Origin of the sequence: Pseudomonas sp. P7779 (assembly GCF_013386315.1) — a bacterium.
In the GTDB taxonomy this organism is placed as follows: Bacteria; Pseudomonadota; Gammaproteobacteria; order Pseudomonadales; family Pseudomonadaceae; genus Aquipseudomonas.
In genome coordinates this window covers 27,066-53,543 of the sequence record NZ_JACARZ010000026.1, presented here as the reverse complement: position 1 = coordinate 53,543, position 26,478 = coordinate 27,066, and the positions used below count along the sequence as shown (strand labels likewise).

Sequence of the window (26,478 nt, the reverse complement as noted above, 5' to 3'; positions counted from 1 at the left end):
AGACGGCGCCTGCCAGAGTTGTAGGTAATGTAGTAAGTTAGGCCGGTGAATATCATGCGAAGCACGCGCCAGTAGCGGAGCTTGCTTCAGAGGGTAGTTAATTGAACGATATGGCAAAGAATCTGATCCTGTGGTTGATCATCGCGGCTGTCCTCGTGACGGTGATGAACAACTTCTCCAGCCCTAACGAGCCGCAGACCCTCAACTATTCCGACTTCATCCAGCAAGTTAAGGATGGCAAGGTCGAGCGCGTAGCAGTTGATGGCTACGTGATTACCGGCAAGCGCAACGATGGCGACAGCTTCAAGACCATCCGTCCGGCAATCCAGGACAATGGCCTGATCGGCGACCTGGTGGATAACCACGTGGTTGTCGAAGGCAAGCAGCCTGAGCAGCAGAGCATCTGGACCCAGCTCCTGGTGGCCAGCTTCCCGATACTGGTGATTATCGCCGTGTTCATGTTCTTCATGCGCCAGATGCAAGGTGGTGCGGGAGGCAAGGGCGGGCCGATGAGCTTCGGCAAGAGCAAGGCACGCCTGCTTTCCGAAGATCAGGTGAAAACCACCCTGGCTGACGTTGCCGGTTGCGACGAAGCCAAGGAAGAAGTGGGCGAACTGGTTGAATTCCTGCGCGATCCGGGCAAGTTCCAGCGCCTGGGTGGCCGTATTCCTCGCGGTGTGCTGATGGTTGGCCCGCCAGGTACCGGTAAAACCCTGTTGGCCAAGGCCATTGCCGGCGAAGCCAAAGTACCTTTCTTCACCATTTCCGGTTCCGACTTCGTCGAAATGTTCGTCGGTGTAGGTGCCAGCCGTGTTCGCGATATGTTCGAACAGGCCAAGAAGCACGCTCCGTGCATCATCTTCATCGATGAAATCGACGCCGTTGGTCGCCATCGTGGCGCCGGCATGGGCGGCGGTCATGATGAGCGTGAGCAGACGCTTAACCAGTTGCTGGTTGAGATGGACGGCTTTGAAATGAACGACGGCATCATCGTGATCGCTGCAACCAACCGTCCAGACGTACTCGACCCCGCTTTGCTGCGTCCGGGCCGTTTTGACCGTCAGGTCGTTGTCGGGTTGCCAGACATCCGTGGTCGTGAGCAGATCCTGAAAGTGCACATGCGCAAAGTGCCAATGGGCGACGACGTGGCTCCGGCCGTGATTGCCCGTGGTACTCCAGGCTTCTCCGGTGCCGACCTTGCCAACCTGGTGAACGAGGCGTCGCTGTTTGCCGCCCGTACCGGCAAGCGCATCGTTGAAATGAAGGAGTTCGAGCTGGCGAAAGACAAGATCATGATGGGCGCCGAGCGCAAATCCATGGTCATGTCCGAGAAAGAGAAGCAGAACACCGCTTATCATGAAGCCGGTCACGCCATTGTTGGTCGCGTTGTGCCTGAGCATGACCCGGTCTACAAGGTATCGATCATTCCTCGTGGCCGGGCGCTGGGCGTCACCATGTTCCTGCCGGAAGAGGATCGCTACAGCCTCTCCAAGCGTGCCTTGATCAGCCAGATCTGCTCGCTGTATGGCGGCCGGATCGCCGAAGAGATGACCCTGGGCTTCGATGGTGTTACCACCGGTGCCTCCAACGACATCATGCGTGCCAGCCAGATTGCACGGAACATGGTGACCAAGTGGGGTCTGTCGGAGAAACTCGGTCCTTTGATGTATGCCGAGGAAGAAGGCGAAGTATTCCTGGGTCGCGGTGGTGGTGGTCAAGCTGCCAGCTTCTCCGGCGAGACAGCCAAGCTGATCGACTCCGAGGTGCGCAGCATCATTGACCAGTGCTACGGCACGGCCAAGCAGATCCTCACCGACAATCGCGACAAGCTCGACGCCATGGCTGATGCCCTGATGAAGTACGAGACCATTGATGCCGAGCAGATTGACGACATCATGGCCGGTCGTACGCCTCGCGAGCCTCGCGATTGGGAAGGTGGTTCGGGTACTTCCGGCACGCCGCCAGTGGTACAGAACGAACGCCCTGAAGCCCCGATCGGCGGCCCGGCTGCTGACCATTAAGGTTTGAAATGACTTCTGCGTTGTCCTCGACCCGGTTGCCTTGCGGCAGCCGGGTTCTTGATTTGGCCCATACACACGTTATGGGCATTCTTAATGTAACCCCTGATTCCTTTTCCGATGGTGGTCGCTTCAGTCAGCTTGATGCTGCGTTGCGCCATGCGGAAGCGATGGTGGCTGCCGGTGCGACTCTGATTGACGTCGGTGGCGAATCAACCCGGCCCGGCGCGCGCACAGTTTCTCCCCTGGAGGAGCTGGAGCGGGTTGCTCCGATTGTCGAGCGCATCCATCAAGAGCTGGACGTCATCATCTCTGTCGACACCTCGACCCCTGCCGTTATGCGCGAAACTGCGCGGCTGGGTGCAGGGTTGATCAACGATGTGCGCTCTTTGCAGCGCGATGGCGCTCTGGATGCGGCCGCCGCGACGGGGCTGCCGGTTTGTCTGATGCATATGCTTGGCGAGCCGGGCACGATGCAGGACGACCCTCATTACGACAATCTGGTCGGTGAAGTGAAAGGCTTCCTTGCCGAGCGCATGGCTCAATGCGCGGCGGCGGGGATTGCTCCCGAGCGGATAATCCTCGACCCGGGATTTGGCTTTGCCAAGACCTTGCAGCACAATTTAAGCCTGTTCAAGCATATGGAATCCCTGCATGCCCTTGGTCGCCCCTTGTTGGTCGGGGTTTCGCGCAAGAGCATGATAGGTCTGGCGTTGAATCGTCCCGTGGGTGAGCGGCTGCATGGCGGCCTGGCACTTGCGGCACTTGCCGTGGTCAAGGGTGCGCGCATCTTGCGCGTGCATGACGTGGCCGAGACGATAGATGTAGTGCGGATGATCGCAGCGGTTGAATCAGCCGAATAAGAATGATGGAGCACTTATGACTAAAAAGTATTTTGGCACCGATGGCATTCGCGGTCGGGTCGGCGAATTCCCGATTACTCCCGATTTCATGCTCAAGCTGGGCTGGGCCGCCGGCATGGCGTTCCGCAGCATGGGGGCCTGCCGTATCCTGGTGGGTAAGGACACGCGTATCTCGGGTTATATGTTTGAGTCTGCGCTGGAGGCAGGTCTGTCTGCTGCTGGCGCTGATGTGATGCTGTTGGGGCCGATGCCTACGCCGGCGATCGCTTACCTGACGCGTACCTTTCATGCTGAAGCCGGTATCGTGATCAGCGCTTCGCACAATCCCCACGATGACAACGGCATCAAGTTCTTCTCAGGCCAGGGCACCAAGCTGCCGGATGAGATCGAGCACATGATCGAAGAGTTGCTGGATGCGCCGATGACCGTCGTCGAATCGAGCAAGCTGGGCAAGGTTTCGCGGATTAACGACGCTTCCGGCCGTTACATCGAGTTTTGCAAAAGCAGCGTGCCTAGCAGCACCAATTTTGCCGGGTTGAAGGTCGTCATCGACTGCGCCCACGGCGCGACTTACAAAGTCGCACCGAGTGTGTTCAAGGAGCTTGGCGCAGACGTTACTGTACTGTCGGCGCAGCCGAACGGCCTGAACATCAACGACAACTGCGGCTCAACCCACATGGGGCAGTTGCAGGCGGCTGTCCTGGCTGAGCATGCCGACTTGGGCATCGCGTTCGATGGTGATGGCGACCGCGTATTGATGGTCGACCACACTGGCGCGATCGTCGATGGCGACGACCTGTTGTTCATCATCGCCCGTGACCTGCATGAGCGTAACAAGCTGCAAGGCGGCGTCGTCGGTACCTTGATGAGCAATCTTGGCCTGGAGCTGGCCCTGGCAGATCTGGGGATCCCGTTTGTGCGCGCCAATGTCGGTGACCGCTACGTGATTGCCGACCTGCTGGAGCGTAATTGGCAGGTGGGTGGCGAAAATTCCGGTCATATCGTCTGCTTCCAGCACACGACTACCGGGGATGCGATCATTGCGGCGCTGCAGGTGCTGCTGGCGCTGCGTCGCCGTGAAGAAAGCCTGGCCCAGGCGCGGCAGGCGTTGCGCAAGTGCCCGCAAGTGCTGCTCAACGTGCGCTTTGCAGGCGGTGACAACCCTATCGAGCATCCGGCTGTCAAAGAGGCCAGTGAGCGCGTGACTGCCGCCATGGCGGGGCGTGGTCGGGTCTTGCTGCGCAAGTCGGGTACCGAGCCTTTGGTGCGTGTAATGGTCGAGGGCGAGGACGAAACACAGGTTCGCGGCTATGCCGAAGAGCTGGCAAAACTGGTAACTGAAGTTTGCGCCTGAATTCGGCTTGCCAGTGATGATGTGGTTGGGTAACATCTGCGCCCACTTTGACCGACGAGGTACAGCATGCGTCGCACTATGGTAGCTGGTAACTGGAAGATGCACGGTACCCGCGCCAGTGTCGCTGAGCTGATCAATGGCCTTCGTCATTTGGCCTTGCCTAGCGGTGTTGATGTCGCGGTATTCCCGCCTTGCTTGTATATCAATCAAGTGATTGATGGCTTGAAAGGCAAGTCGATCCAGGTCGGCGCGCAGAACTCTGCGGTGGAATCCATGCAAGGTGCGTTGACCGGTGAGATTGCACCGAGTCAGCTGGTTGATGCGGGTTGTTCCCTGGTGCTTGTTGGGCACTCCGAGCGCCGCCAGATCATGGGCGAGCGTGATGGGACACTCAATCGCAAATTCGCGGCGGCACAGGCTTGCGGCTTGGTTCCGGTGTTGTGCATAGGGGAGACCCTTGAGCAGCGTGAGTCCGGTAAAACTCTTGAGGTTGTCGGGCGTCAGCTGGGCAGCATCATCGAGGAGCTGGGAGTCGGTGCCTTTGCAAATGCAGTAATTGCTTACGAGCCGGTCTGGGCCATTGGCACCGGGCTGACTGCTTCGCCGCAACAGGCGCAGGATGTGCACGCAGCCATCCGCGCGCAGTTGGCGGCAGAGAATTCTGAGGTCGCACGAGGTGTGCGGCTTCTATACGGCGGCAGCGTGAAGGCGGCCAATGCGGTCGAACTGTTCGGCATGCCGGATATCGATGGGGGGCTCATTGGTGGAGCTTCCCTGAATGCAGATGAGTTCGGTGCGATCTGTCGCGCCGCGGGAAACTGAAAAAATGCTGGAAACAGTCATCGTTGTTTTTCATCTGCTGGGTGCACTGGGCGTAGTTGCTCTGGTTTTGCTGCAGCAGGGTAAAGGTGCGGACGCTGGTGCGTCTTTCGGGGCAGGTGCTTCAAATACTGTGTTCGGAAGCCAAGGTTCCTCTACCTTTCTTAGTAAGTTTACTGCTATACTTGCCGCCGGTTTCTTCATAACCAGCTTGGGGTTAGGTTACTTTGCTAAAGAGAAAGCTCATGTGCTGACTCAGGTAGGTCTCCCAAACCCAGCAGTGTTGGAAGTACCAAAAGCAAAACCGGCTTCTGATGATGTCCCGGTGCTTCAAGAGCAAAAGTCGGCTACTCCAGCGACTGACGTACCTCCAGCTCAAGAGCAGAAGTAAGAAGGTTGTAAACGCTGTATTGCCGAGGTGGTGGAATTGGTAGACACGCAACCTTGAGGTGGTTGTGCCCATAGGGTGTAGGGGTTCGAGTCCCCTTCTCGGTACCAATTATCAGGAGAGCCCGCTGTTGCGGGCTTTCTTGTAGGTGGAAGGTTACATTGACCCTGTAAGGGATCGGTCGTATACTTCCGCCCCAGCTTTGTCGCGGGGTGGAGCAGTCTGGTAGCTCGTCGGGCTCATAACCCGAAGGTCGTCGGTTCAAATCCGGCCCCCGCAACCAGTTTTAGCGGAGCCCCTTTTAAGGGGCTTTTTGTTAGCTGGACACTTTCAACGCCGCTGTTCGACGGCGTTTCAAGGATGGGCGTTTCGCCCATTTTTTTATTTTGCACAGCATGCACATACATGCACGAGGGGGTTCAGGTGTCGAGCAAGCTAGAAGAGTTGCAGGCCTTGTTGGCCCCGGTGGTCGTGGCCCTAGGCTATGAATGCTGGGGTATTGAGTTTTCGGCTCAAGGTCGCCACTCAATGTTGCGCGTTTATATCGATAAAGAGGGCGGCGTGCTGGTGGACGATTGTGCCATTGTCAGCCGTCAGATCAGCGGTGTCCTGGATGTTGAAGATCCGATCTCCGTTGAATACACCCTCGAAGTTTCCTCGCCTGGCATGGAACGCCCACTGTTCACTATTGATCAGTTTGCAAAATTTGCCGGTGAACAAGTGAAGATCAAGCTGCGCTCTCCCTTTGAAGGGCGACGCAACTTTCAGGGCCTTCTGCGCGGTGTAGAAGAGCAGGACGTCGTGGTGCAGGTAGAAGACCATGAGTTCCTGTTGCCGATCGATATGATCGACAAGGCCAACATTATTCCCAGTTTTGACTGAGACGCGGATCCCGCGGATCCAATGGCTTGCGAAAGGCGAGGCGTACGATGAGCAAAGAAGTACTGCTGGTTGTTGAGTCGGTATCCAATGAAAAGGGCGTACCGGCAAACGTGATTTTTGAAGCGCTGGAGCTGGCCCTGGCCACTGCTACCAAAAAGCGTTTTGAAGACGAAGTTGATCTGCGTGTGGAAATCAACCGCCACACCGGTGCCTACGAGACTTTCCGTCGCTGGACGGTCGTCGAAGAAGCCGATCTTGATGATCCGGCCATCGAAACCTGGCCGAGCAAGGTTGCTGAAACGCATCCGGGCGCCCAGGTCGGTGATGTCGTCGAAGAAAAGATCGAATCCATCGAGTTCGGCCGCATCGCTGCACAGACTGCCAAGCAAGTCATCGTGCAGAAGGTCCGCGAAGCCGAGCGCGCTCAAGTCGTTGACGCTTATCGCGAGCGCCTGGGGGAAATCATCTCCGGCACCGTGAAAAAAGTCACCCGCGACAACGTGATCGTCGACCTGGGTAACAACGCTGAAGCGTTGCTGGCCCGCGAAGACATCATTTCCCGCGAAACTTTCCGGGTTGGCGTGCGCTTGCGTGCGCTGCTCAAGGAAATCCGCACCGAGAACCGCGGCCCTCAGTTGATCCTGTCGCGTACCGCGCCGGAAATGCTGATCGAGCTGTTCCGCATCGAAGTGCCGGAAATTGCCGAAGGCCTGATCGAAGTCATGGCTGCGTCCCGCGATCCGGGTTCACGCGCCAAGATCGCGGTCCGCTCCAAGGACAAACGCATCGACCCGCAAGGCGCTTGCATTGGTATGCGCGGTTCGCGCGTCCAGGCAGTGTCGGGCGAATTGGGCGGTGAGCGTGTGGACATCGTCCTGTGGGACGATAACCCTGCGCAGTTCGTGATCAACGCAATGTCGCCTGCTGAAGTGGCGGCAATTATCGTTGACGAGGATGCCCATGCAATGGACATCGCCGTTGGCGCAGACAATCTGGCTCAGGCCATCGGTCGCGGTGGTCAGAACGTACGTTTGGCCAGCCAGTTGACCGGCTGGACCCTGAACGTGATGACCGAATCGGACATCCAGGCTAAGCAGCAAGCAGAAACCGGTGACATCCTGCGCAACTTCATCGACGAGCTGGAAGTCGACGAAGACCTGGCACAGGTGCTGGTAGATGAAGGCTTCACCAGCCTGGAAGAGATTGCCTACGTACCGTTGGAAGAAATGCTCAACATCGACGGCTTTGACGAAGACACCGTCAACGAGCTTCGCGCTCGGGCCAAGGATCGTTTGTTGACTAAAGCCATCGCTACTGAGGAAAAGCTGGCAGACGCCCATCCGGCCGAAGACCTGCTCTCGCTTGAGGGTATGGACAAGGATTTGGCGATGGAACTGGCGGTGCGCGGCGTAATTACCCGCGAAGACCTGGCCGAGCAGTCTATTGACGACCTGCTCGACATCGACGGCATTGACGATGATCGTGCCGGCAAGTTGATCATGGCCGCCCGAGCCCATTGGTTCGAGTAATTAGGCGCGGCCTGAGGAGAGAAGTGCATGACGCAAGTCACGGTGAAACAACTGGCCGATGAGGTCAAAACACCGGTAGAGCGCCTGTTGCAGCAGATGCGTGAGGCAGGTCTGCCGCACACCGCCGCCGATGAAGGTGTGAGCGATAGTGAGAAGCAGTCTTTGCTGACTCACTTGAAGAGCAGCCACAAGGCGAAAGTGGAAGAACCGCGCAAGATTACATTGCAGCGCAAAACCACCAGCACCCTGCGTGTTGCTGGCAGCAAGAGCATCAGCGTTGAAGTACGCAAGAAGAAAGTCTTCGTACAGCGCAGCCCGGAAGAAATCGAAGCCGAGCGCAAACGCGAACTGGAAGAACGTCGCGCAGTAGAAAATGCTGCTCGTCAGAAGGCTGAAGAAGAAGCCAAGCGTCGCGCCGAAGAAGAAGCGCGTCGCCAGCCTGCTGCTGCGCAACCTGCTAACACTGAGGCCGTTGCTGCGCCTAGCGCGCCTGTTGAAGCTGTTCGTGAGGCCGCTCCGGTTGCCGCCGCGCCAGCTCCTGCAGCCGACGCTCGCAAACGCGAAGAACCTCGCCGCCCGGACAAACCACGTGCCGACGATAACAATCGTCGTGGCAGTGGCGATGGTGAGCGCAAAAACGCTCCACATCGTGCTTCGGTCAAAGAGAAGGCGCCAGCGCCACGCGTTGCCCCACGTACTACCGACGAAGAAAGCGACAGCTTCCGTCGCGGTGGTCGCGGCAAGGCCAAGCTGAAGAAGCGCAATGCCCACGGTTTCCAGAGCCCAACCGGCCCTGTCGTGCGTGATGTGCAGATCGGCGAGACCATCACTGTTGGCGACCTCGCCAATCAGATGTCGGTCAAGGCTGCTGAAATCATCAAGTTCATGTTCAAACTGGGTACCCCAGCGACCATCAACCAGGTACTGGACCAGGAAACTGCCCAACTGGTTGCTGAGGAGCTGGGCCACAAAGTGACCCTGGTCAGCGACACCGCCCTGGAAGATTCCCTGGCCGAGTCCCTGAAGTTTGAAGGCGAGACGTTCTCCCGTGCGCCAGTCGTGACCGTAATGGGCCACGTTGACCATGGTAAGACCTCGCTGCTCGACTATATCCGTCGTGCCAAGGTAGCTGCAGGCGAAGCCGGCGGCATCACCCAGCACATCGGTGCATACCACGTTGAAACCGAACGCGGCATGGTCACCTTCCTCGACACCCCTGGTCACGCCGCGTTTACCGCCATGCGTGCCCGTGGTGCCAAGGCGACTGACATCGTGATCCTGGTAGTTGCAGCGGACGACGGCGTAATGCCGCAGACCATTGAAGCTGTCCAGCACGCTAAAGCCGCTGGTGTTCCTCTGGTTGTTGCAGTGAACAAAATCGACAAGCCGGGCGCCGATCTCGATCGCATCCGTAGCGAACTGTCGGTTCACGGCGTGACTTCCGAAGAGTGGGGCGGTGATACGCCATTCGTTTCGGTTTCGGCGAAAGTCGGTACCGGTGTAGACGAACTGCTCGAAGCTGTCCTGCTGCAAGCCGAAGTTCTCGAACTGAAAGCAACTCCATCGGCCCCGGGTCGTGGTGTTGTGGTTGAATCGCGTCTCGACAAGGGTCGTGGCCCGGTTGCAACCGTTCTGGTTCAAGACGGTACCCTGCGCCAAGGCGACATGGTCCTGGTCGGTTCGAACTATGGCCGTGTACGTGCCATGCTCGACGAGAACGGCAAGCCAATCAAGGAAGCCGGTCCTTCCATCCCTGTCGAGATCCTCGGCCTGGACGGTACCCCGGACGCTGGCGACGAGATGAGCGTGCTGTCGGACGAGAAGAAAGCCCGTGAAGTGGCTCTGTTCCGCCAAGGCAAGTTCCGCGAAGTCAAGCTGGCCCGTGCTCACGCCGGCAAGCTGGAAAACATCTTCGAGAACATGGGCCAGGCAGAGAAGAAGACGCTTAACATCGTCCTCAAATCTGACGTTCGTGGTTCCCTCGAAGCGTTGAACGGCGCCTTGAATGGCCTGGGTAACGACGAAGTGCAAGTGCGTGTGGTCGGCGGCGGTGTCGGTGGTATCACCGAATCCGATGCCAACCTGGCGCTGGCCTCCAACGCTGTACTGTTCGGCTTCAACGTGCGTGCCGATGCTGGCGCACGGAAGATCGTCGAGCAGGAAGGCCTGGACATGCGTTACTACAACGTCATCTACGACATCATCGAAGACGTCAAGAAAGCCCTCACCGGCATGCTTGGCAGCGACGTCCGGGAGAACATCCTGGGTGTGGCCGAGGTGCGTGACGTGTTCCGCTCGCCGAAATTCGGCGCGATCGCCGGTTGCATGGTTATCGAAGGTGTTGTGCACCGTAACCGTCCAATCCGTGTACTGCGTGAAGACATCGTTATCTTCGAAGGCGAGCTGGAATCCCTGCGCCGCTTCAAGGATGACGCTTCCGAAGTACGTGCCGGCATGGAATGCGGTATTGGCGTCAAGAGCTACAACGACGTCAAGGCGGGTGACAAGATCGAAGTCTACGAGAAGGTCCAGGTTGCTCGCAGCCTCTAACTCGCGTACTTCAAGGGCCACGCAGCGCCCGGGCATGCAAATGCCTGGCGCTGTGTCCGGACTCTAAACGCAACGCCCGGTCTGGCTTTTGTCAGGCCGGGCGTTTGCCGCTTTCAGACCCCACGGGTTTCACCGTGTGGCAGCAACAGGTAACAAGACATGGCAAAAGAATACAGCCGTACCCAACGTATCGGCGATCAGATGCAGCGTGAGCTGGCACAGCTGATCCGTCGTGAAGTAAAAGACCCACGTGTTGGCCTGGTCACCATCACCGCCGTTGAAGTCAGCCGTGACGTTGGTCACGCCAAGATCTTCATCACCGTAATGGGCCAGGACAACAGCGAAGAAATCGCGCAAAGCATCAAGGTGCTCAACTCCGCCGCAGGTTTCCTGCGTATGCAGTTGGCCCGTGAAATGAAGCTGCGCAGCGTTCCTCAGTTGCACTTCCACTACGACGAAAGCGTCGTGCGTGGCGCGCACCTGTCGGCACTGATCGAGCGGGCCGTGGCTGAAGACAATCAGCACCCGGAATCCGCCACGCCTGAAGACGCCAAGGAGTAATCGGTGGCTCAGGTCAAACGTATCCGTCGTAATGTCAGCGGCATCATTCTGCTCGACAAGCCCATTGGTTTTACCTCCAATGCGGCGTTGCAGAAGGTTCGCTGGCTGCTCAATGCCGAGAAGGCAGGGCACACCGGCAGCCTCGACCCCTTGGCCACCGGCGTGTTGCCGTTGTGCTTCGGCGAGGCCACCAAGTTTTCGCAATACCTGCTCGATTCCGACAAGGGCTACGAGACCCTGATGCAACTGGGCAAGACCACCACCACGGCAGACGCCGAAGGTGATGTTTTGCAGGTTCGCGAGGTGACCGTTGGTCGTGCTGATATCGAAGCTGCCTTACCTGCTTTTCGTGGGCAAATCAGTCAGATACCGCCGATGTACTCGGCTCTCAAGCGTGATGGCCAGCCTCTTTACAAGCTGGCACGTGCAGGGGAAGTGGTGGAGCGCGAACCGCGTTCTGTTACTATTGCGCGCTTGGAATTGCTCGCCGTTGAAGGCGACACTGCCCGGTTGGCGGTGGACTGCAGCAAAGGCACCTATATCCGCACCCTCGTGGAAGATATCGGTGAGCAACTAGGCTGTGGCGCATACGTTGCAGAACTGCGACGCACCCAGGCAGGCCCTTTCACCCTGGCCCAGACGGTCACGCTGGAAGAGCTGGAAGCAGTGCATGCCGAAGGCGGCAACGAAGCGGTTGATCGCTTCCTGATGCCATCGGACAGCGGTTTACTGGATTGGCCATTGCTGCACTTCTCGGAGCACAGCGCGTTCTACTGGCTTAACGGCCAGCCGGTACGTGCACCGGATGCCCCGAAGTTCGGCATGGTGCGGGTACAAGATCACAACGGTCGCTTTATCGGTATCGGTGAAGTGAGCGAAGACGGGCGCATCGCGCCGCGTCGACTGATTCGGTCAGAATGACCGAAACCAGTTTGTGGTAAAAGCGCAGTAGCTTTTACTCAAACTGGAACGAGGGTGGCTGTTAGCAGGCATGGTCACTACTCATTTTTAGATACAGGGATTTGTCCCTGGCCTGTTGAAACTGCCCTTTGGGTGGTTTCCTGAAAAAAGGATTGCCTCATGGCTCTCGACGTTCAAGAAAAAGCACAAATCGTTGCTGACTATCAGCAAGCTGTTGGTGACACTGGTTCGCCAGAAGTGCAAGTTGCACTGCTGACCCACAACATCAACAAGCTGCAAGGTCACTTCAAGGCCAACGGTAAAGATCACCACTCCCGTCGTGGTCTGATCCGCATGGTAAACCAGCGCCGTAAGCTGCTGGACTACCTGAAAGGCAAGGATCTGGGTCGTTATCAGACTCTGATCGGTCGCCTGGGTCTGCGTCGCTAATAAGCGATTGCGCTAGAGGTTGGTTGGCTGTCGTGTGTCAGTGGGTTTCCCGCTGGCCCATGGCAGGCTTCCAGCCTCAAGTTTTATCTGGATACACGTTTTACCCTGGACAGGCGTTGGGCCGATTCCCGACATTGCCCAAGAATTTCGCAAGAAGACAAGTTCCCCAAGAGCCACAAAGAAGGTAGGACACCGTGAACCCGGTTATCAAAAAATTCCAGTTCGGTCAGTCGACCGTTACCCTCGAGACAGGCCGTATCGCCCGTCAAGCCTCCGGCGCAGTGCTGGTTACCGTTGACGACGACGTCACCGTATTGGTGACCGTTGTAGGCGCCAAGACCGCTGACCCAAGCAAAGGCTTCTTCCCTCTTTCCGTTCACTACCAGGAAAAGACTTACGCTGCCGGTAAGATCCCTGGTGGTTTCTTCAAGCGTGAAGGCCGTCCTTCCGAGAAAGAAACCCTGACTTCCCGACTGATCGACCGTCCGATCCGTCCGCTGTTCCCAGAAGGCTTCATGAACGAAGTGCAGGTTGTCTGCACCGTCGTTTCCACCAGCAAGAAGACCGATCCGGACATCGCTGCGATGATCGGTACCTCGGCGGCCCTGGCCATCTCCGGTATTCCTTTCGATGGCCCGATCGGCGCTGCCCGTGTTGCATTCCACGAAAGCACCGGCTACCTGCTGAACCCGACTTACGAACAACAGAAAGCTTCGAGCCTGGACATGGTCGTTGCCGGTACTTCGGAAGCCGTGTTGATGGTTGAATCGGAAGCCAAAGAGCTGACCGAAGACCAGATGCTGGGCGCTGTACTGTTTGCTCACGACGAGTTCCAGGTTGTGATCAACGCTGTCAAGGAACTGGCCGCTGAAGCTGCCAAGCCAACCTGGACCTGGGCTCCTCAGCCAGAAGCTACCGCACTGCTGGGCGCTATCCGCTCCGAGTTCGGCACCGCTATCTCCGACGCCTACACCATCACCATCAAGGCCGACCGTTACGCTCGCCTGGGTGAACTGAAGGACCAGGTTGTTGCCAAGCTGTCCGGTGAAGAAGGCCAGCCTTCTTCCAGCGAAGTCAAAGCAGCCTTCGGCGAAATCGAATACCGCACCGTTCGCGAAAACATCGTTAACGGCAAGCCACGTATCGACGGCCGCGACACCCGCACCGTACGTCCGCTGAACATCGAAGTCGGCGTTCTGCCAAAAACCCACGGTTCGGCCCTGTTCACCCGTGGTGAAACCCAGGCCCTGGTTGTTGCAACACTGGGTACTGCCCGTGACGCACAGCTGCTGGACACCCTGGAAGGCGAGAAAAAAGACCCGTTCATGCTGCACTACAACTTCCCTCCGTTCTCGGTAGGTGAGTGTGGTCGCATGGGTGGCGCTGGTCGTCGCGAAATCGGTCACGGCCGTCTGGCCCGTCGTTCGATTGCAGCCATGTTGCCTGCCGCCGACGTGTTCCCGTACACCATTCGTGTTGTGTCGGAAATCACCGAGTCCAACGGTTCCAGCTCCATGGCTTCGGTCTGCGGCGCTTCCCTGGCTCTGATGGATGCCGGCGTTCCGATGAAGGCACCGGTTGCCGGTATCGCCATGGGCCTGGTTAAAGAAGGCGAGAAGTTCGCCATCCTGACCGACATCCTGGGCGACGAAGACCACCTGGGCGACATGGACTTCAAAGTAGCCGGTACCGCCAAAGGTGTTACCGCGCTGCAGATGGACATCAAGATCAAGGGCATCACCGAAGAAATCATGGAAATCGCTCTGGGCCAAGCCCTGGAAGCGCGCCTGAACATCCTCGGTCAGATGAACCAGATCATTGGCCAGTCCCGTACCGAACTGTCGGAAAATGCTCCGACCATGATCGCGATGAAAATCGACACCGACAAAATCCGTGATGTTATCGGTAAAGGCGGCGCGACCATTCGTGCGATCTGTGAAGAGACCAAGGCTTCGATCGACATCGAAGACGACGGCTCGATCAAGATCTTCGGCGAAACCAAGGAAGCGGCTGAAGCGGCACGTCAGCGCGTCCTGGGTATCACTGCTGAAGCCGAGATCGGCAAGATCTACGTCGGTAAGGTTGAGCGCATCGTCGACTTCGGCGCATTCGTCAACATCCTGCCGGGCAAGGACGGTCTGGTTCACATCTCCATGCTGAGCGATGCTCGCGTTGAGAAAGTGACCGACATCCTGAAAGAAGGCCAGGAAGTGGAAGTGCTGGTACTGGACGTGGACAACCGCGGCCGTATCAAGCTGTCCATCAAGGACGTAGCAGCAGCCAAGGCTTCGGGCGTTTAATCACCCCGTCGCTGCAAGCTGAAAAAGGACTCTTCGGAGTCCTTTTTTTATGCCTGCGGGAAACTGTCGCGAAATCAGGCGTTTAGCCATACCCCAAAAGCCGCAACTTGCATGCAGGCACGTTCGTCTTCATGCAAGTTGCACGATTCCGAAAATCACCTGTTTTCATAACGTATTGTTTTATAAGGATTTAATTGGTCGCATCGAGTTGGCACACTGTCTGCAATATCCCTGTTAACGCTGCAGCATCAAGGTTTACGTACTGCAGACTTTTAATAAAACAGGAGTTACTCGTATGAAGAAGTTCGCTCTCGCTACTGCTACCGCTCTGACCCTGGCCATGGGTGCTAACGTAGCCTTTGCTCAGACTTCCCAAGCCCCTATGACGCTGGCGGCCGGTGAAGTCACCAAGGCTAAGGAGTCCACTTCGGATACCTGGATCACCACCAAAGTCAAAGCTGACCTGCTGACCGAGAAAGGTATTCCTGGTTCGGACATTAAGGTTGAGACCAACAAAGGTGTGGTTTCCCTGTCCTCGACAGTTGCTATCTCCGACGCTCAGAAAGCTACTGCTGTAGCGATCACCAAGAAAATCAAAGGCGTAACCGCAGTTTCGGCTGACGGCCTGATGGCTGGCGGCGCTACCAAGGCTGATAACGTCGACAAAACCAAAAGCGCAGCTGCTGGTGCCAAAGAGTCCACCTCGGACACTTGGATCACCACCAAAGTGAAAGCTGACCTGGTAACCGAGAAAGGTATTCCTGGCACCGACATCAAAGTCGAAACCAACAAAGGTGTAGTTTCCCTGTCGTCGACCGTCGCAGTGACTGAAGCGCAGAAAACCACCGCGGTGAACATCACCAAGAAAATCAAAGGCGTTAAAGCTGTATCGGCCGACGGCCTGAAAGCAGAGTAACGCTTAACGAATCGCCTGAGCTAGGCGGAGGCGGCCACGAGCGAGTTAGATATCCGCTCAATGCACCTCACAGGTTCATGCGACCGACCACACGGATGTGGTCATTACAGGCCCAGGCACTTGTGTCGGGGCCTGTTCTATTGTGGGTAGAAAAGTGGGGAGGTCAGCGAGGCTCTTGTGGCGAGGGGGCTTGCCCCCGTTGGGCTGCGTAGCGGCCCCTTGGTATGACGACGGTGATCCGCCTGAATGACCGCGACGCCCTCATTGGGGCCGCTACGCAGCCCAACGGGGGACAAGCCCCCTCGCCACAGGTACTCAGCGGGTGCCGGTTTATTCGGCATCCAGATGCATCGGTGTTACCACCCGACCATCTTTCTCCGCTTCCCCAAGGTTTGCATCGATAAAGTAAACCCGCTCATCTTCCAGCTGCGCCTTGTCTACCAGGTAGTCCTTGATCGCGCTGGCGCGGTCCTGGCCCAGTTGGCGCAGCAACACGTCACTGCCACTCCAGAACTTGATCACACCGTCCCGCAGCTTGGCGGTGCGCTCGTCATTGCTCAGGTCTTTCCATTCGGCCGGAGGCTGTTGCTTCAGGCGGGTGCGGTAGATGCCTTCCAGCAGCGGCGCCTTTTCCTTTTCCGGTACTTCAAGCAGCGACGCCTGGGCCGGTACCTTGTCGCCACGGCGCTGGAGGATCTTGTAGTAGTTGTACTGGTATTCGCGTTCCAGCCGTTGTGCGGCCAAAAGCGGGCCGTCGCTGCTGGCAGCGGCGGTGCCTTCGATCTCCAGGCGCAGCGCAGGGCGCTCCTTGAGGGCTTTGGCCAGGCTGTCGAGGGCCGACTGGGAATCCTTGCTCAGCTCGCTGGAGCCTGCCGCAAACGACACGTTGCCAAGGTCTTGGGCACCACCACCGCTGATCAGGCCGCCAATGAACTTGAATGGCGCCGTGGCCGCACGCACTACCAGGTTGCGCAGGGTCTGCCAGACAATCGGCATGACGCTGAACTGCGGGTTGTTCAAGTCGCCGGTCACCGGCAGTTCGATCGAGATCTTGCCGTCGGAGTCCTTGAGCAGGGCTATCGCCAGGCGAATCGGCAGGTCCACGGCGTCGGCGCTGTCGACCTTCTCACCCAGTTGCAGTTGCTCGACTACCACCTTGTTTTCGGCCTTCAACTGGCCCTTGGTGATGACGTAATGCAGGTCCAGGTTGAGCCGACCCTTGCGGATGCGGAACCCGGCAAACTTGCCCGAGTATGGCGTCAGGGTGGTCAGTTCGACGCGTTTGAAGCTGGTGGCGATATCCAGTGCGGCCATCGGGTCAAACGGATTCACGCTGCCCTTGATGGTGACCGGTGCATAACGGTCAACCTTGCCCTTGACGTCGACGCTCGCCGGTTTGGCCTGGCGACTGTCAATGGTGCCGATCTGGCCGTTGAGCTGCTGGATGGCCGTGGCGAAGTTCGGGGTCAGGCTGAAGTCGGCGAAGTTGGCCGAGCCGTCGTTGATCGCAATTTGACCAATATGAATGCCCAGGGGCTTTTCTTTGCTGGCCGCAGGTTTCGCCGCGGACTTGCCGGGGCTGTTGGCCGGCTGCGGGATCAGCAGGTCATCGATGTTGGTGGTGCGGTCATCGTTGATCATGAAGCGCGCATAGGGCTGCAACAGGTTGACCTTGTCGATCGACAGGCTGTCGCCGTGTTGATAATTCACGCCTTCCAGCACCAGGCGCTGCCACTTGAGGAAGTCGCGGGTCTTCATGGTGTCCAGGGTGTGCAACTGGTCGACCTGGGCCCGGCCGGTCACCTGGAATGCCAGGGGGGCGGTGCTTTTCAGGTTCACGTCGAGGTTGCTGCCGAGCATGCCGCTACGCAGTTCCAGGCGGATAAACGGGCTGATATACGACTGGGCGACGCGCAGGTCGATGTCTTTGGTGTCCACTTTCAGCTTGGCGCTGACCGGGCTCAGGTTGACCTGGCCGGTCGCCTCGAGCTTGCCTTGTTTGCCTACGCCGGTATCGAGCTTGAGGGTAAAAGGGCTCTGGTTAAGGCTGTCGAAACCCTGCAGGTCAAGGTTCAGCGGCCCGACTTCCAGGGCGACTGCCGGTTTGGCCGAGCGGTCAGCCAGATGCACTTGATAGTCGCGCAGTTGCACGTCCTTGAGCAGCACTTGCCAAGGCTTGCTCGGCGCTGCCGGTGCAGGTTTTGGCGAGTCGGCGGTAGCGGGTGCGGTGGCTGGCTCGGCTGCGGGTGCAGTTGCAGGTTTGCTCGGTTGGCTGGCAAACAGCTTCTGCCAGTCCAGCTGGCCGTCGGCTTCAAGGGCGGCCCAGGTTTCGAGTTTATTACTGCGGATCTTGCCGACGATCACTTGCTGTTTGGCCAGGTCCACGGTGGTTTCGCTGACGTCCAGCTTCTGCAGGCGCGCGAGCGGCCGGCCATCCGGTGCCTTGATCGCAAACGGCGCGACACTCAGGGCGACGTTGGTCAGGTTCAGCTCGGTTTCCTTGGCCAGGCTCAGCTTGTAGTCGGTGCTGAAGTTGAGGATGCCGTCTTCCAGAACCAGCGGCACCGCGTCACGCACATACGGCCACCAGACTTTCATCTTGCCGTCGGTAACCTTGAGTTTGCCCTCGGAGGCGATCGGGATCAGGCTGAAGTTGCCGGTCCAGTCGATCTGGCCGCCTTCAGGGCCGGCTGCTACCAGGGTCATGTCGGCGTTGTCATCGGGCAGCGTGCTGAGGTTTTTCAGCTCGAAATCGAGTTTGTCGTAGAGAAACTCGATCGGCTCGCTCGGGCGCAAATCCTGGAAGTGCACATAGCCGCCTGCCAGCTTGATGTTATCGATGCGCAGCGGGAATGGCTTGGCGTTCGGATCGGTTGGTGTCGGTTCGCTGGCCGGGAGTTTGAACAGCTGCGCCAGGTTGAGCTGGCCGGATTTGTCGAACAGCAGCTCGGTCTTGGGCTTGTCGAGTTGTACGTCGGCCAGGTGCAGGGCGCGGGTCCACAGGCTGTCGATCTGCAGGTTGGCATAGAGGCGTTCAAAGGCCACTTGCTCCTTGCCCGGCTCACCGATATTCAGGCCCCACACGGTCAGTTCGAGGCTGAACGGGTTGAGCTCGATACGCTCGACACGCGCCGGCACCGTGGCGTAGTTGGCCAACTGTTGGTTGGCCACGCGAAGGGCAATACCGGGGAGAATCAGGAAGCCCAGCAAACTGTACAGGGCAAGGGCGGTCAGCAAGGCGCCAGCGGCGCGAATCAATCCTTTGGGCATATGTGACGCCATCTATGTCAATCAAGAGTGCCTTGGAGTATGGCACGGGTTTACGGTTCCGAAGAGCCGGGCCTTTATTACTGCGCCCTGACCCTTTTGGGACAAGTCCTACAGTTGCAGGATCAGGGTCTTCAGCGGTGGTTGCTGGTCGTGGGACGGGAAGTCTGCGCCGGGTGTCATGACCTGCCAGTCGCGCACCGGGCGCCCGGCCTTTTCCGCACATCGCAGGACCTGGTCACGCCAGTCGTCCATGCCGACTTTCGCCAGGTTGTTGCAGCAGATCAGCACGCCGTTGTCGGCCGTGGCCAGCAGCGCCGGCTTGAGCAGGCTCTGGTAGTCGCGCAGCAGGTCGACGGTACCGAAGGCGCTCTTGGCCCAGGCGGGTGGGTCGAGCAGTACCAGATCGTATTGACGCTGCTCCAGGCGCGGGTAACTCGGCAGCTTCTGCCCCCGACGCTGGCTGATGGGCAGGCCGGCCAGTTGGCGGATTGCCGGGAAGTAGTCGGACTGGATGAATTCCATCGTCGGCAATTGCGGGTTGAGCTGGCCGTTTTCGCGACCGACCGCCAGGTTGCCCTCGGCAAAGTCCAGGTTGCACACCTCACGAGCGCCACCGGCAGCAGCACTCAGGCCTACGCCGCAGGTGTAGGCAAACAAGTTCAGCACGCTTTTGCCGGCGCTGTGTGCCTTGACCCAGCCGCGGGTGTTGCGCAGGTCCAGGAACAACAGCGGGTCTTGCCCGGCATGGCGGCCGCGCACGCGGTAATTGAGGCCCCATTCGTGGCCGACCAGGTCTTCCAGGGCTGCGGGCTCGGCACGGTAAACCGTGTCTTCACGGTCGATGCGCGAGTTGCCCCGGGAGCGGTCGTTGTAGACCAGCAGCAGTTCAAGCCCCAGGTGCTGGTTGATTGCTTGATGCAGGTGCAACAGGTCGTCGCTTTCCAGCGACTGGTGAAAACTCTGCACCAGCAGTTGCGGGCCGTAGCGGTCGATCGTCAGGCCGCCGGCGCCTTCCTGGCTGCCGTGGAACAGGCGATAGCAATCGGTACCTTGTGCATGCAGCTCGGCGAGCAGGTCCTGGCGATGATCGAGGGCGGCGCGCAGCGCCTGATTCAAGGAAGACATAGTGCGCGCCTTGCAGAGTAATTGGGGCGCGGGAGTTTAACAGTTATGGCTCCAGCAGGCCCATTCGCCTGTGGGCCCGCTGCACCGAACCATTGCGCATGGCCCAGCGCAACAACGGCGCGCTGCGCCTGACCCCGGCACGAATCATCTGGCGCTGGATCGGGCTTTGCTTCTGCCCGAGCATGTCGCTGGCCCAGTCCGGCAGCAGGTCGATACCGGCCTGCATCATCAGCGAGCCAAACGGCTTGGCCAGGGTGCTCGGAGACGGCGCATTGAGCAGCAGGCGCAGGACTTCGTGGCTGCGCTGGTCACACAGCAGTTGCGGGCGGATACGCTCAAGGTAATCGGAAATTTCCTGGCGCGAACGCGGCACATGGCGCGCGCCCAATTGCTCGGCCACCAGGGCGATTTCGCTGTAGTACCGGTCTTGATCCCTCTTAGATAAATCCGGGTTGCGATAACGCAGGTGGGCCGCGAGAAAGTTGCTGACCTCCGCCACATGCACCCAGGTCAGCAACTCGGGATCACTGGCGGCATACGGTCGGCCGTCCGGTGCATGGCCGACCACTTGCAGGTGGATGGTGCGCACTTTCTCGATCAGCCATTCGGCGTCACGCCGCGAACCAAACGTGGTGCCGGAAATGAACTGCGAGGTGCGTCGTAACCGCCCCAGCATGTCCTGCCGAAAGTTCGAGTGGTCCCACACGCCGGCCAACGCCAGCGGGTGCAATGCCTGCAACATCAACGCGCTGATGCCGCCGATCAACATGCTGCTGAAGTCGCCATGGACCTTCCAGCTCACCGAGTTCGGCCCAAAGAGACCCGGATCGCCCTTGGGGTTCTCCAGGTCGAGTTGGCCCAGCGACAAGCCGGTCAGGCTCATCAGCTGGTTTTCGATGCGGCTGCGAATGAATTCCATGGGTTCCTAGCGGTTGAGGCGCTTGTCGATCAGGCCGTCCACCACGCTCGGGTCGGCCAGTGTGGATGTGTCTCCCAGGCTGTCCAGCTCGTTGCAGGCAATCTTGCGCAGGATCCGCCGCATGATCTTGCCTGAGCGGGTTTTCGGCAAGGCCGGCGCCCATTGAATCAGCTCGGGCTTGGCGAAGCTGCCGATTTCCTTGCTGACCAGGTCCAGCAGGTGTTTTTTCAGCGCGTCGTCGGGCTCGACGCCATTCATGGGCGTGACGAAGGCATAGATGCCCTGGCCTTTTACGTCGTGTGGATAACCGACCACCGCGGCTTCTGCGACCTGATCATGCAGCACCAGGGCGCTTTCGACTTCGGCGGTGCCGATGCGGTGCCCGGAAACGTTGATCACGTCGTCGATGCGGCCGGTGATCCAGTAGTCACCGTCCTCGTCGCGCCGCGCGCCGTCGCCGGTAAAGTAGTAGCCGGGGTAGGGTTTGAAATAGGTGTCGATCATCCGCTGAGGGTCGCCGTACACGCTGCGGATCTGCCCCGGCCAGCTGGATTTGATCGCCAGCACGCCGCTGCCGGCGCCACTGATTTCCTTGCCTTGCTCATCGAGCAGCACCGGCACCACGCCAAACATCGGCTGGGTGGCGCAGCCAGGCTTGATCCGCTGGGCGCTGACCAGCGGGCTGAGCATGATGCCGCCGGTTTCGGTCTGCCACCAGGTGTCGACAATCGGGCAGCGTTGTTCGCCGACCGCGTTGAAGTACCAGTCCCAGGCCTCCGGGTTGATTGGCTCGCCGACACTGCCCAGCAGGCGCAGGCTGGCGCGGGAAGTGTTTTCCAGTGGCCCGTGGCCTTCCCGCATCAGCGCGCGTAACGCGGTCGGCGCGGTGTAGAAGATGTTGACCTTGTGTTTGTCGATCACCTGCCAGAACCGCGAGCTGTCCGGGTAGCTCGGCACGCCTTCGAACATCAGCGAGGTCGCACCATTGGCCAGTGGCCCGTACACGATATAGCTGTGGCCGGTGACCCAGCCGACATCGGCGGTGCACCAGAACACTTCGCCTTCGCGGTAATCGAGCACGTACTTGAAGGTCATCGCAGCCTGCAGCAGGTAACCGCCGGTGGTATGCAACACACCTTTGGGTTTGCCGGTGCTGCCGGAGGTGTAGAGGATAAACAGCGGGTCTTCCGCATCCATCGGCTCGGGCGGGCAGTCGTCGCTGGCTGCATCCAGGGCCTGTTGATACTTGAGGTCGCGCCCTTCAGTCCAATTGACTGCCGCGCCAGTGCGCTGCACCACCAGTACCGTGCTGACACCCGGGCAACTGGCCAGAGCCTTGTCGACATTCTGTTTCAGCGCCACCGGCTTGCCGCCGCGCACGCCTTCATCGGCGGTGATCACCGTGCGGCAATCGGCGTCGAGAATGCGGTCGCGCAGGGCGTCCGGCGAGAATCCGCCAAACACCACCGAATGCACCGCACCAATCCGCGTACAGGCCAGCATCGCGTAGGCCGCCTCGGGAATCATCGGCATGTAGATACACACGCGGTCGCCTTTCTTTACGCCACGGCTTTTCAGCACGTTGGCCAGGCGGCTGACGTTTTGGTGGAGCTGGCGGTAGGTAATTTTGGAAGACGTCGCAGGATCATCGCCCTCCCAGATGAAGGCCGGCTGATCAGCGCGTTGCGCGAGGTGACGGTCGATGCAGTTGTAACTGACGTTCAGTTGGCCTCCGGCAAACCATTGCGCGGCGCCGGTCTTGATGTCGGATTTCTGGACGGTCTGCCAGGGCGTGGTCCAGTCGAGAAAACGCTTGGCCTGTTCGGCCCAGAACGTATCGGGTTGCTCGACGGATTGGCGGTAGAGGCGCTGGTAGTCCTCTTGACTGAGTTGCGCAGCCCGGCGGACGGCATCGGCGGCGGGGAACGTGCTGATATCGAACATGAGGGATCCTTATTCTTGTTTTTTGCGACAAGAGGGGAGCTTTGCGACCCTCGTAGGAGCTGGCAAGCCAGCTCCTACAAGGGTCCGCTCCCGCAGGTTCAGACCCTCATTGTAGTGCTGATACCATCAACCGCGGTGACGGCCGCGGAAGTAGTTGATCAACCCCTGGGTGGACGCATCGTCCGCAGGCTGTTCTTCGGTGCCGGTCAGGCGGTTGTAGACGCCTTTGCCCAGCTCCTTGCCCAACTCCACGCCCCACTGGTCGAACGCGTTGATGCCCCAGATGACGCTTTGCACGAACACTTTGTGTTCATACATCGCCACCAGTGCGCCAAGACGGCGAGGGCTGATGCGTTCAACCACAATGGTGTTGCTTGGACGGTTGCCCGGGATCACCTTGTGCGGTGCCAGCTTCTGCACTTCGGCTTCGTCCATGCCCTTGTCGCGCAGCTCGGCTTCAGCCTCGGCGCGGGTCTTGCCGAGCATCAGGGCCTGGCTCTGGGACAGGCAGTTGGCGTACAGCCACTGATGGTGGTCGGAGACCGGGTTGAAGCTGACGATCGGCACGATGAAGTCGGCCGGGATCAGTTGGGTGCCCTGGTGCAGCAGCTGGTGGTAAGCATGCTGGCCGTTGCAGCCTACGCCGCCCCAGATAACCGGGCCGGTGTCGGTGGAAACCGGCGTACCGTCCTGGCGCACGCTCTTGCCGTTGGATTCCATGTCCAGCTGTTGCAGGTGCTTGGTGATGTTACGCAGGTAGTGATCGTACGGCAGGATTGCGTGGCTCTGCGCGCCCCAGAAGTTGCCGTACCACACGCCCAGCAGGCCGAGCAGCACCGGCATGTTCGCCTCGAATGGAGCGGTCTGGAAATGCTGGTCCATGGTGTAGGCGCCGGACAGCAGTTCCTTGAAGTTGGACATGCCGATGGCCAGCGCGATGGGCAGGCCGATGGCCGACCACAGCGAGTAACGACCGCCCACCCAGTCCCACATCGGGAAAATGTTCTCTTCGCGGATACCGAAGGCCACGGCCGCCGCATTGTTGCTCGAGACGGCGATGAAGTGGCGATACAGCTCGGCTTCCGAGCCACCCTGGGCCAGGTACCAGGCGCGGGCGGCCTGGGCGTTTTTCAGGGTTTCGAGGGTGTTGAAGGATTTTGACGAGACGATGAACAGCGTGGTCTCGGCGCGCAGCTTCATGGTCAGCTCGTGGAACTCACTGCCGTCGATGTTTGCCAGGTAATGGCAGCGCACGCCTTTGTGGGCGTAGGACAACAGCGCTTCAGACACCAGCTCCGGGCCGAGAAACGAGCCACCGATACCGATGTTCACCACGTCGGTGATCGGCTTCTCGGTGTAGCCACGCCACAGGCCGTCGTGGATGCGGCCGACCAGGTCAGTGATCTGGTTCAGCACCTTGTGCACGTCCGGCATGATGTTCACGCCGTTGACGGACAGCTTGTCACCCACCGGGCGACGCAATGCGGTGTGCAGCGCCGGACGGCCTTCGGAGGAGTTGACCGGCTCGCCGTTGAACAGCGACTTGATCGCGCCCTGAAGGTCGACTTCCTTGGCCAGGCCTACCAGCAGGTCGCGGGTTTCGCTGGTGATCAGGTTTTTCGAGTAATCGAGGAAAAGTCCGCAGCTGCTCAAGGTGAACTGGGTAAAGCGCTGGGGATCGGCATTAAAGGCTTCGCGCATGCTGAAATCCTGCATGGCTTGGCGATGTTGATTGAGCGCTTGCCAGGCGGGCAGAGCGGTAACGTCATGAGGAGTGCGGTAGTACGCCATCGCTGCGGGTTTCCTTTTTATTGCTGGGACTGCTTTTAGGACACTTGAAAGCCGGGAATGTCCTGTCTTTGTGAAGATGACAGGCTCCGGTCAACGCCAACGAAGAGCGTAGGGCGAATACATTAAACCTAGCGTGTCGATCTGTCTTGGCTTTGTCTGCGCTGTGGCCGGTACTTTTTTATACCGGCCGATCAGGCAGTGCAACAGGCGGGGTGTGCGGCGGGGTCAGTTCAGGTGCAGATGCAGGTTGTCGATCAGCCGGGTGGCGCCCAGGTAGGCGGCGACCAGGATCACCAGGTCCTTGTCTTCGGCGGTGGCCGGACGCAGGTGCAGGCCCTGGCGAACCTCCAGGTAGTCCATGCGAAAACCTGCCGCTTCGATCTGCTGGACCTGTGCGGCGCGCAGTTTGGCGAAGTCGCGGTCGCCCGCTTCAATGGCGGCGGCAATCTGGCTGAGGCAGCGGTACAGCACCGGTGCGATCGCGCGCTGTTCGTCGGTGAGGTAACCATTGCGCGACGACAGCGCGAGGCCGTCGTCGGCGCGCACGGTCGGCTCGCCGATAATCTGGATCGGCATGTTCAGGTCATGGACCATGGCGCGAATCACCGCCAGTTGCTGGTAGTCCTTCTGGCCAAAGATCGCCAGGTCCGGCTGGACCATGTTGAACAGCTTGCTGACCACCGTGGCCACGCCTTCAAAATGCCCGGGCCGGCTGGCGCCGCACAGGCCTTCGGACAGTTGCGGCACGCTGACGCGTGTCTGGCCGGCCATGCCGTCGGGGTACATTTCGTCGACGGTCGGGGCGAACAGCAGGTTGCAACCGGCTTGCAAGAGCTTCTCCTGGTCGGCCGCCAGGGTGCGCGGGTATTTGTCCAGGTCTTCGCCGGCGCCAAATTGCAGCGGGTTGACGAAAATGCTCGCCACCACGAAGTCGGCTTGTTGCGCAGCCTTGGTGACCAGCGTGGCATGGCCGCTGTGCAGGTTGCCCATAGTGGGCACGAAGCCGATGCGTTTGCCCGCGCTGCGGGCATGGGTAACGGCGGCGCGCAGTTCGCGCACGGTCTTGACGGTGTTCATGCGGAGAATCCGTGTTCGGCGCCCGGGAAGGTGACGGCTTTGACTTCGCTGACGTAGGCGGCGAGGGCTGATTGGATACTGTCCTGGCCCGCCATGAAGTTCTTCACGAACTTGGGTACGCGGCCGGTAAGGGACAGGCCCAGCATGTCATGCAGTACCAATACCTGGCCGTCTGTGGCAGAACCGGCGCCGATACCGATCACCGGTACTTTAACGGCCTGGGTGATTTCCGCTGCCAGCTCGCTTGGCACGCATTCGAGCAGAATCATGCACGCACCGGCCTGTTCAAGGGCGATGGCATCGGCCCGCATCTGGCGCGCCTGGGCTTCGCCGCGGCCTTGTACCTTGTAGCCGCCGAGGATATTCACCGACTGTGGCGTCAGGCCCATGTGCGCGCAAACCGGCACGCCGCGTTCAGCCAGCAAACGAATCGACTCGGCGAGCCAGGCGGCACCTTCAACCTTGATCATGTGTGCACCGGCACGCATCAGTTGAGCACTGTTGGTCAGGGTCTGTTCGATGGTGGCATCGGCCATGAAGGGCAGGTCGGCAATGATGAAGGCGCCTTCGTTGCCGCGCTTGACGCAGGCCGTGTGGTAAGCGATTTCATCGTTGGTGACGGGCAGGGTGCTATCATTCCCTTGTAGAACCATGCCCAGGGAGTCCCCCACCAGCAACACTTCAACTCCTGCCTGGCTGCTGGCCTGGGCAAAAGTGGCGTCGTAGCAGGTCAGCATGGTGATCTTTTCACCTTTGAGCTTGAGGCTCTGCAAGGTGCTCAGGGTAACGTTTGGCATGAAAAGGGTCCTCATTCAGGCGCTT

The 26,478-nt window shown here is 59.3% G+C and carries 20 protein-coding genes and 2 tRNA genes; 15 read left to right on the top strand and 7 right to left on the bottom strand.

All coding sequences use genetic code 11. The annotated features are described in order from the left end of the window. Window positions 1-110 precede the first annotated feature (110 nt). The 15 genes from ftsH (at window position 111) to HX869_RS09495 (ending at window position 15,530) form a co-directional block, all read left to right on the top strand. On the top strand, window positions 111-2,021 hold the full coding sequence (gene ftsH / locus HX869_RS09565; RefSeq protein ID WP_008436840.1) for an ATP-dependent zinc metalloprotease FtsH: 1,911 nt from the start codon (window positions 111-113) through the stop codon (window positions 2,019-2,021). An 8-nt stretch (window positions 2,022-2,029) separates the two neighbouring features. Beyond that, window positions 2,030-2,881, top strand: coding sequence for a dihydropteroate synthase (gene folP / locus HX869_RS09560; RefSeq protein ID WP_178903014.1), 852 nt, complete (start codon window positions 2,030-2,032; stop codon window positions 2,879-2,881). Between the two features lie 16 nt (window positions 2,882-2,897). Continuing rightward, window positions 2,898-4,235: a phosphoglucosamine mutase gene (gene glmM, locus HX869_RS09555; RefSeq protein WP_003212196.1), complete on the top strand. Its 1,338-nt coding sequence runs from the start codon at window positions 2,898-2,900 to the stop codon at window positions 4,233-4,235. Between the two features lie 66 nt (window positions 4,236-4,301). After that, entirely contained in the window at window positions 4,302-5,057 is a 756-nt protein-coding gene (gene tpiA / locus HX869_RS09550; protein WP_003212194.1) for a triose-phosphate isomerase, read from the top strand. A gap of 4 nt (window positions 5,058-5,061) precedes the next feature. After that, window positions 5,062-5,445, top strand: coding sequence for a preprotein translocase subunit SecG (secG, locus tag HX869_RS09545; RefSeq protein ID WP_026078118.1), 384 nt, complete (start codon window positions 5,062-5,064; stop codon window positions 5,443-5,445). Window positions 5,446-5,466: 21 nt separating this feature from the next. Next, window positions 5,467-5,552, top strand: a tRNA-Leu gene (locus HX869_RS09540). A 96-nt stretch (window positions 5,553-5,648) separates the two neighbouring features. Beyond that, window positions 5,649-5,725 (top strand) — tRNA-Met (locus HX869_RS09535). Window positions 5,726-5,865: 140 nt separating this feature from the next. Further along, window positions 5,866-6,324 carry a ribosome maturation factor RimP gene (gene rimP, locus HX869_RS09530; protein WP_003235029.1) on the top strand — a complete coding sequence of 153 codons (459 nt, stop codon included), beginning with the start codon at window positions 5,866-5,868 and terminating at the stop codon, window positions 6,322-6,324. Window positions 6,325-6,371: 47 nt separating this feature from the next. Beyond that, the gene (nusA, locus tag HX869_RS09525; RefSeq protein ID WP_003212187.1) at window positions 6,372-7,853 is read left to right on the top strand and encodes a transcription termination factor NusA; all 1,482 of its coding nucleotides are present in this window, start codon (window positions 6,372-6,374) and stop codon (window positions 7,851-7,853) included. Window positions 7,854-7,880: 27 nt separating this feature from the next. Further along, window positions 7,881-10,403, top strand: coding sequence for a translation initiation factor IF-2 (gene infB, locus HX869_RS09520; protein WP_003212186.1), 2,523 nt, complete (start codon window positions 7,881-7,883; stop codon window positions 10,401-10,403). A 159-nt stretch (window positions 10,404-10,562) separates the two neighbouring features. Beyond that, window positions 10,563-10,964, top strand: a complete 402-nt coding sequence (rbfA, locus tag HX869_RS09515) for a 30S ribosome-binding factor RbfA (protein WP_003212184.1) — start codon at window positions 10,563-10,565, stop codon at window positions 10,962-10,964. Between the two features lie 3 nt (window positions 10,965-10,967). Then, a complete protein-coding gene (gene truB / locus HX869_RS09510; RefSeq protein ID WP_102368080.1) occupies window positions 10,968-11,885 on the top strand; it encodes a tRNA pseudouridine(55) synthase TruB in 918 nt (305 codons plus the stop codon). Window positions 11,886-12,044: 159 nt separating this feature from the next. Continuing rightward, entirely contained in the window at window positions 12,045-12,314 is a 270-nt protein-coding gene (gene rpsO / locus HX869_RS09505) for a 30S ribosomal protein S15 (RefSeq protein WP_003177875.1), read from the top strand. Window positions 12,315-12,508: 194 nt separating this feature from the next. After that, the gene (pnp, locus tag HX869_RS09500) at window positions 12,509-14,614 is read left to right on the top strand and encodes a polyribonucleotide nucleotidyltransferase (RefSeq protein ID WP_003212180.1); all 2,106 of its coding nucleotides are present in this window, start codon (window positions 12,509-12,511) and stop codon (window positions 14,612-14,614) included. A gap of 295 nt (window positions 14,615-14,909) precedes the next feature. Continuing rightward, window positions 14,910-15,530, top strand: coding sequence for a BON domain-containing protein (locus HX869_RS09495; RefSeq protein WP_003212178.1), 621 nt, complete (start codon window positions 14,910-14,912; stop codon window positions 15,528-15,530). A 330-nt stretch (window positions 15,531-15,860) separates the two neighbouring features. Here the strand turns inward: HX869_RS09495 and HX869_RS09490 are convergent, their stop codons facing one another. The 7 genes from HX869_RS09490 to panB form a co-directional block, all read right to left on the bottom strand. After that, on the bottom strand, window positions 15,861-18,800 hold the full coding sequence (locus HX869_RS09490) for a DUF748 domain-containing protein (protein WP_003212176.1): 2,940 nt from the start codon (window positions 18,798-18,800) through the stop codon (window positions 15,861-15,863). A 108-nt stretch (window positions 18,801-18,908) separates the two neighbouring features. Next, window positions 18,909-19,925, bottom strand: coding sequence for a class I SAM-dependent rRNA methyltransferase (locus tag HX869_RS09485; protein ID WP_102368082.1), 1,017 nt, complete (start codon window positions 19,923-19,925; stop codon window positions 18,909-18,911). A gap of 43 nt (window positions 19,926-19,968) precedes the next feature. Next, window positions 19,969-20,844: an oxygenase MpaB family protein gene (locus HX869_RS09480; protein WP_178903013.1), complete on the bottom strand. Its 876-nt coding sequence runs from the start codon at window positions 20,842-20,844 to the stop codon at window positions 19,969-19,971. A 6-nt stretch (window positions 20,845-20,850) separates the two neighbouring features. Next, entirely contained in the window at window positions 20,851-22,788 is a 1,938-nt protein-coding gene (acs, locus tag HX869_RS09475) for an acetate--CoA ligase (protein ID WP_177122333.1), read from the bottom strand. Window positions 22,789-22,914: 126 nt separating this feature from the next. Next, window positions 22,915-24,579, bottom strand: a complete 1,665-nt coding sequence (gene pgi / locus HX869_RS09470; protein WP_003212168.1) for a glucose-6-phosphate isomerase — start codon at window positions 24,577-24,579, stop codon at window positions 22,915-22,917. 225 nt (window positions 24,580-24,804) lie between these two features. After that, window positions 24,805-25,656, bottom strand: coding sequence for a pantoate--beta-alanine ligase (gene panC / locus HX869_RS09465; RefSeq protein ID WP_178903012.1), 852 nt, complete (start codon window positions 25,654-25,656; stop codon window positions 24,805-24,807). Beyond that, window positions 25,653-26,453 carry a 3-methyl-2-oxobutanoate hydroxymethyltransferase gene (gene panB, locus HX869_RS09460; RefSeq protein WP_008436874.1) on the bottom strand — a complete coding sequence of 267 codons (801 nt, stop codon included), beginning with the start codon at window positions 26,451-26,453 and terminating at the stop codon, window positions 25,653-25,655. Before panB ends, panC begins: the two co-directional genes overlap by 4 nt. Between the last annotated feature and the right edge of the window lie 25 nt (window positions 26,454-26,478).

What these genes read in the sequence shown, in the direction of transcription:
- secG (WP_026078118.1), top strand. Translation starts at nt 5,062, where the DNA reads ATGCTGGAAACAGTCATCGTTGTTTTTCATCTGCTGGGTGCACTGGGC.
- acs (WP_177122333.1), bottom strand. Translation starts at nt 22,788, where the DNA reads ATGTTCGATATCAGCACGTTCCCCGCCGCCGATGCCGTCCGCCGGGCT.
- glmM (WP_003212196.1), top strand. Translation starts at nt 2,898, where the DNA reads ATGACTAAAAAGTATTTTGGCACCGATGGCATTCGCGGTCGGGTCGGC.
- panC (WP_178903012.1), bottom strand. Translation starts at nt 25,656, where the DNA reads ATGAACACCGTCAAGACCGTGCGCGAACTGCGCGCCGCCGTTACCCAT.
- nusA (WP_003212187.1), top strand. Translation starts at nt 6,372, where the DNA reads ATGAGCAAAGAAGTACTGCTGGTTGTTGAGTCGGTATCCAATGAAAAG.
- ftsH (WP_008436840.1), top strand. Translation starts at nt 111, where the DNA reads ATGGCAAAGAATCTGATCCTGTGGTTGATCATCGCGGCTGTCCTCGTG.
- folP (WP_178903014.1), top strand. Translation starts at nt 2,030, where the DNA reads ATGACTTCTGCGTTGTCCTCGACCCGGTTGCCTTGCGGCAGCCGGGTT.
- infB (WP_003212186.1), top strand. Translation starts at nt 7,881, where the DNA reads ATGACGCAAGTCACGGTGAAACAACTGGCCGATGAGGTCAAAACACCG.
- tpiA (WP_003212194.1), top strand. Translation starts at nt 4,302, where the DNA reads ATGCGTCGCACTATGGTAGCTGGTAACTGGAAGATGCACGGTACCCGC.
- pgi (WP_003212168.1), bottom strand. Translation starts at nt 24,579, where the DNA reads ATGGCGTACTACCGCACTCCTCATGACGTTACCGCTCTGCCCGCCTGG.
- rbfA (WP_003212184.1), top strand. Translation starts at nt 10,563, where the DNA reads ATGGCAAAAGAATACAGCCGTACCCAACGTATCGGCGATCAGATGCAG.
- rpsO (WP_003177875.1), top strand. Translation starts at nt 12,045, where the DNA reads ATGGCTCTCGACGTTCAAGAAAAAGCACAAATCGTTGCTGACTATCAG.
- HX869_RS09495 (WP_003212178.1), top strand. Translation starts at nt 14,910, where the DNA reads ATGAAGAAGTTCGCTCTCGCTACTGCTACCGCTCTGACCCTGGCCATG.
- HX869_RS09490 (WP_003212176.1), bottom strand. Translation starts at nt 18,800, where the DNA reads ATGCCCAAAGGATTGATTCGCGCCGCTGGCGCCTTGCTGACCGCCCTT.
- HX869_RS09480 (WP_178903013.1), bottom strand. Translation starts at nt 20,844, where the DNA reads ATGGAATTCATTCGCAGCCGCATCGAAAACCAGCTGATGAGCCTGACC.
- panB (WP_008436874.1), bottom strand. Translation starts at nt 26,453, where the DNA reads ATGCCAAACGTTACCCTGAGCACCTTGCAGAGCCTCAAGCTCAAAGGT.
- HX869_RS09485 (WP_102368082.1), bottom strand. Translation starts at nt 19,925, where the DNA reads ATGTCTTCCTTGAATCAGGCGCTGCGCGCCGCCCTCGATCATCGCCAG.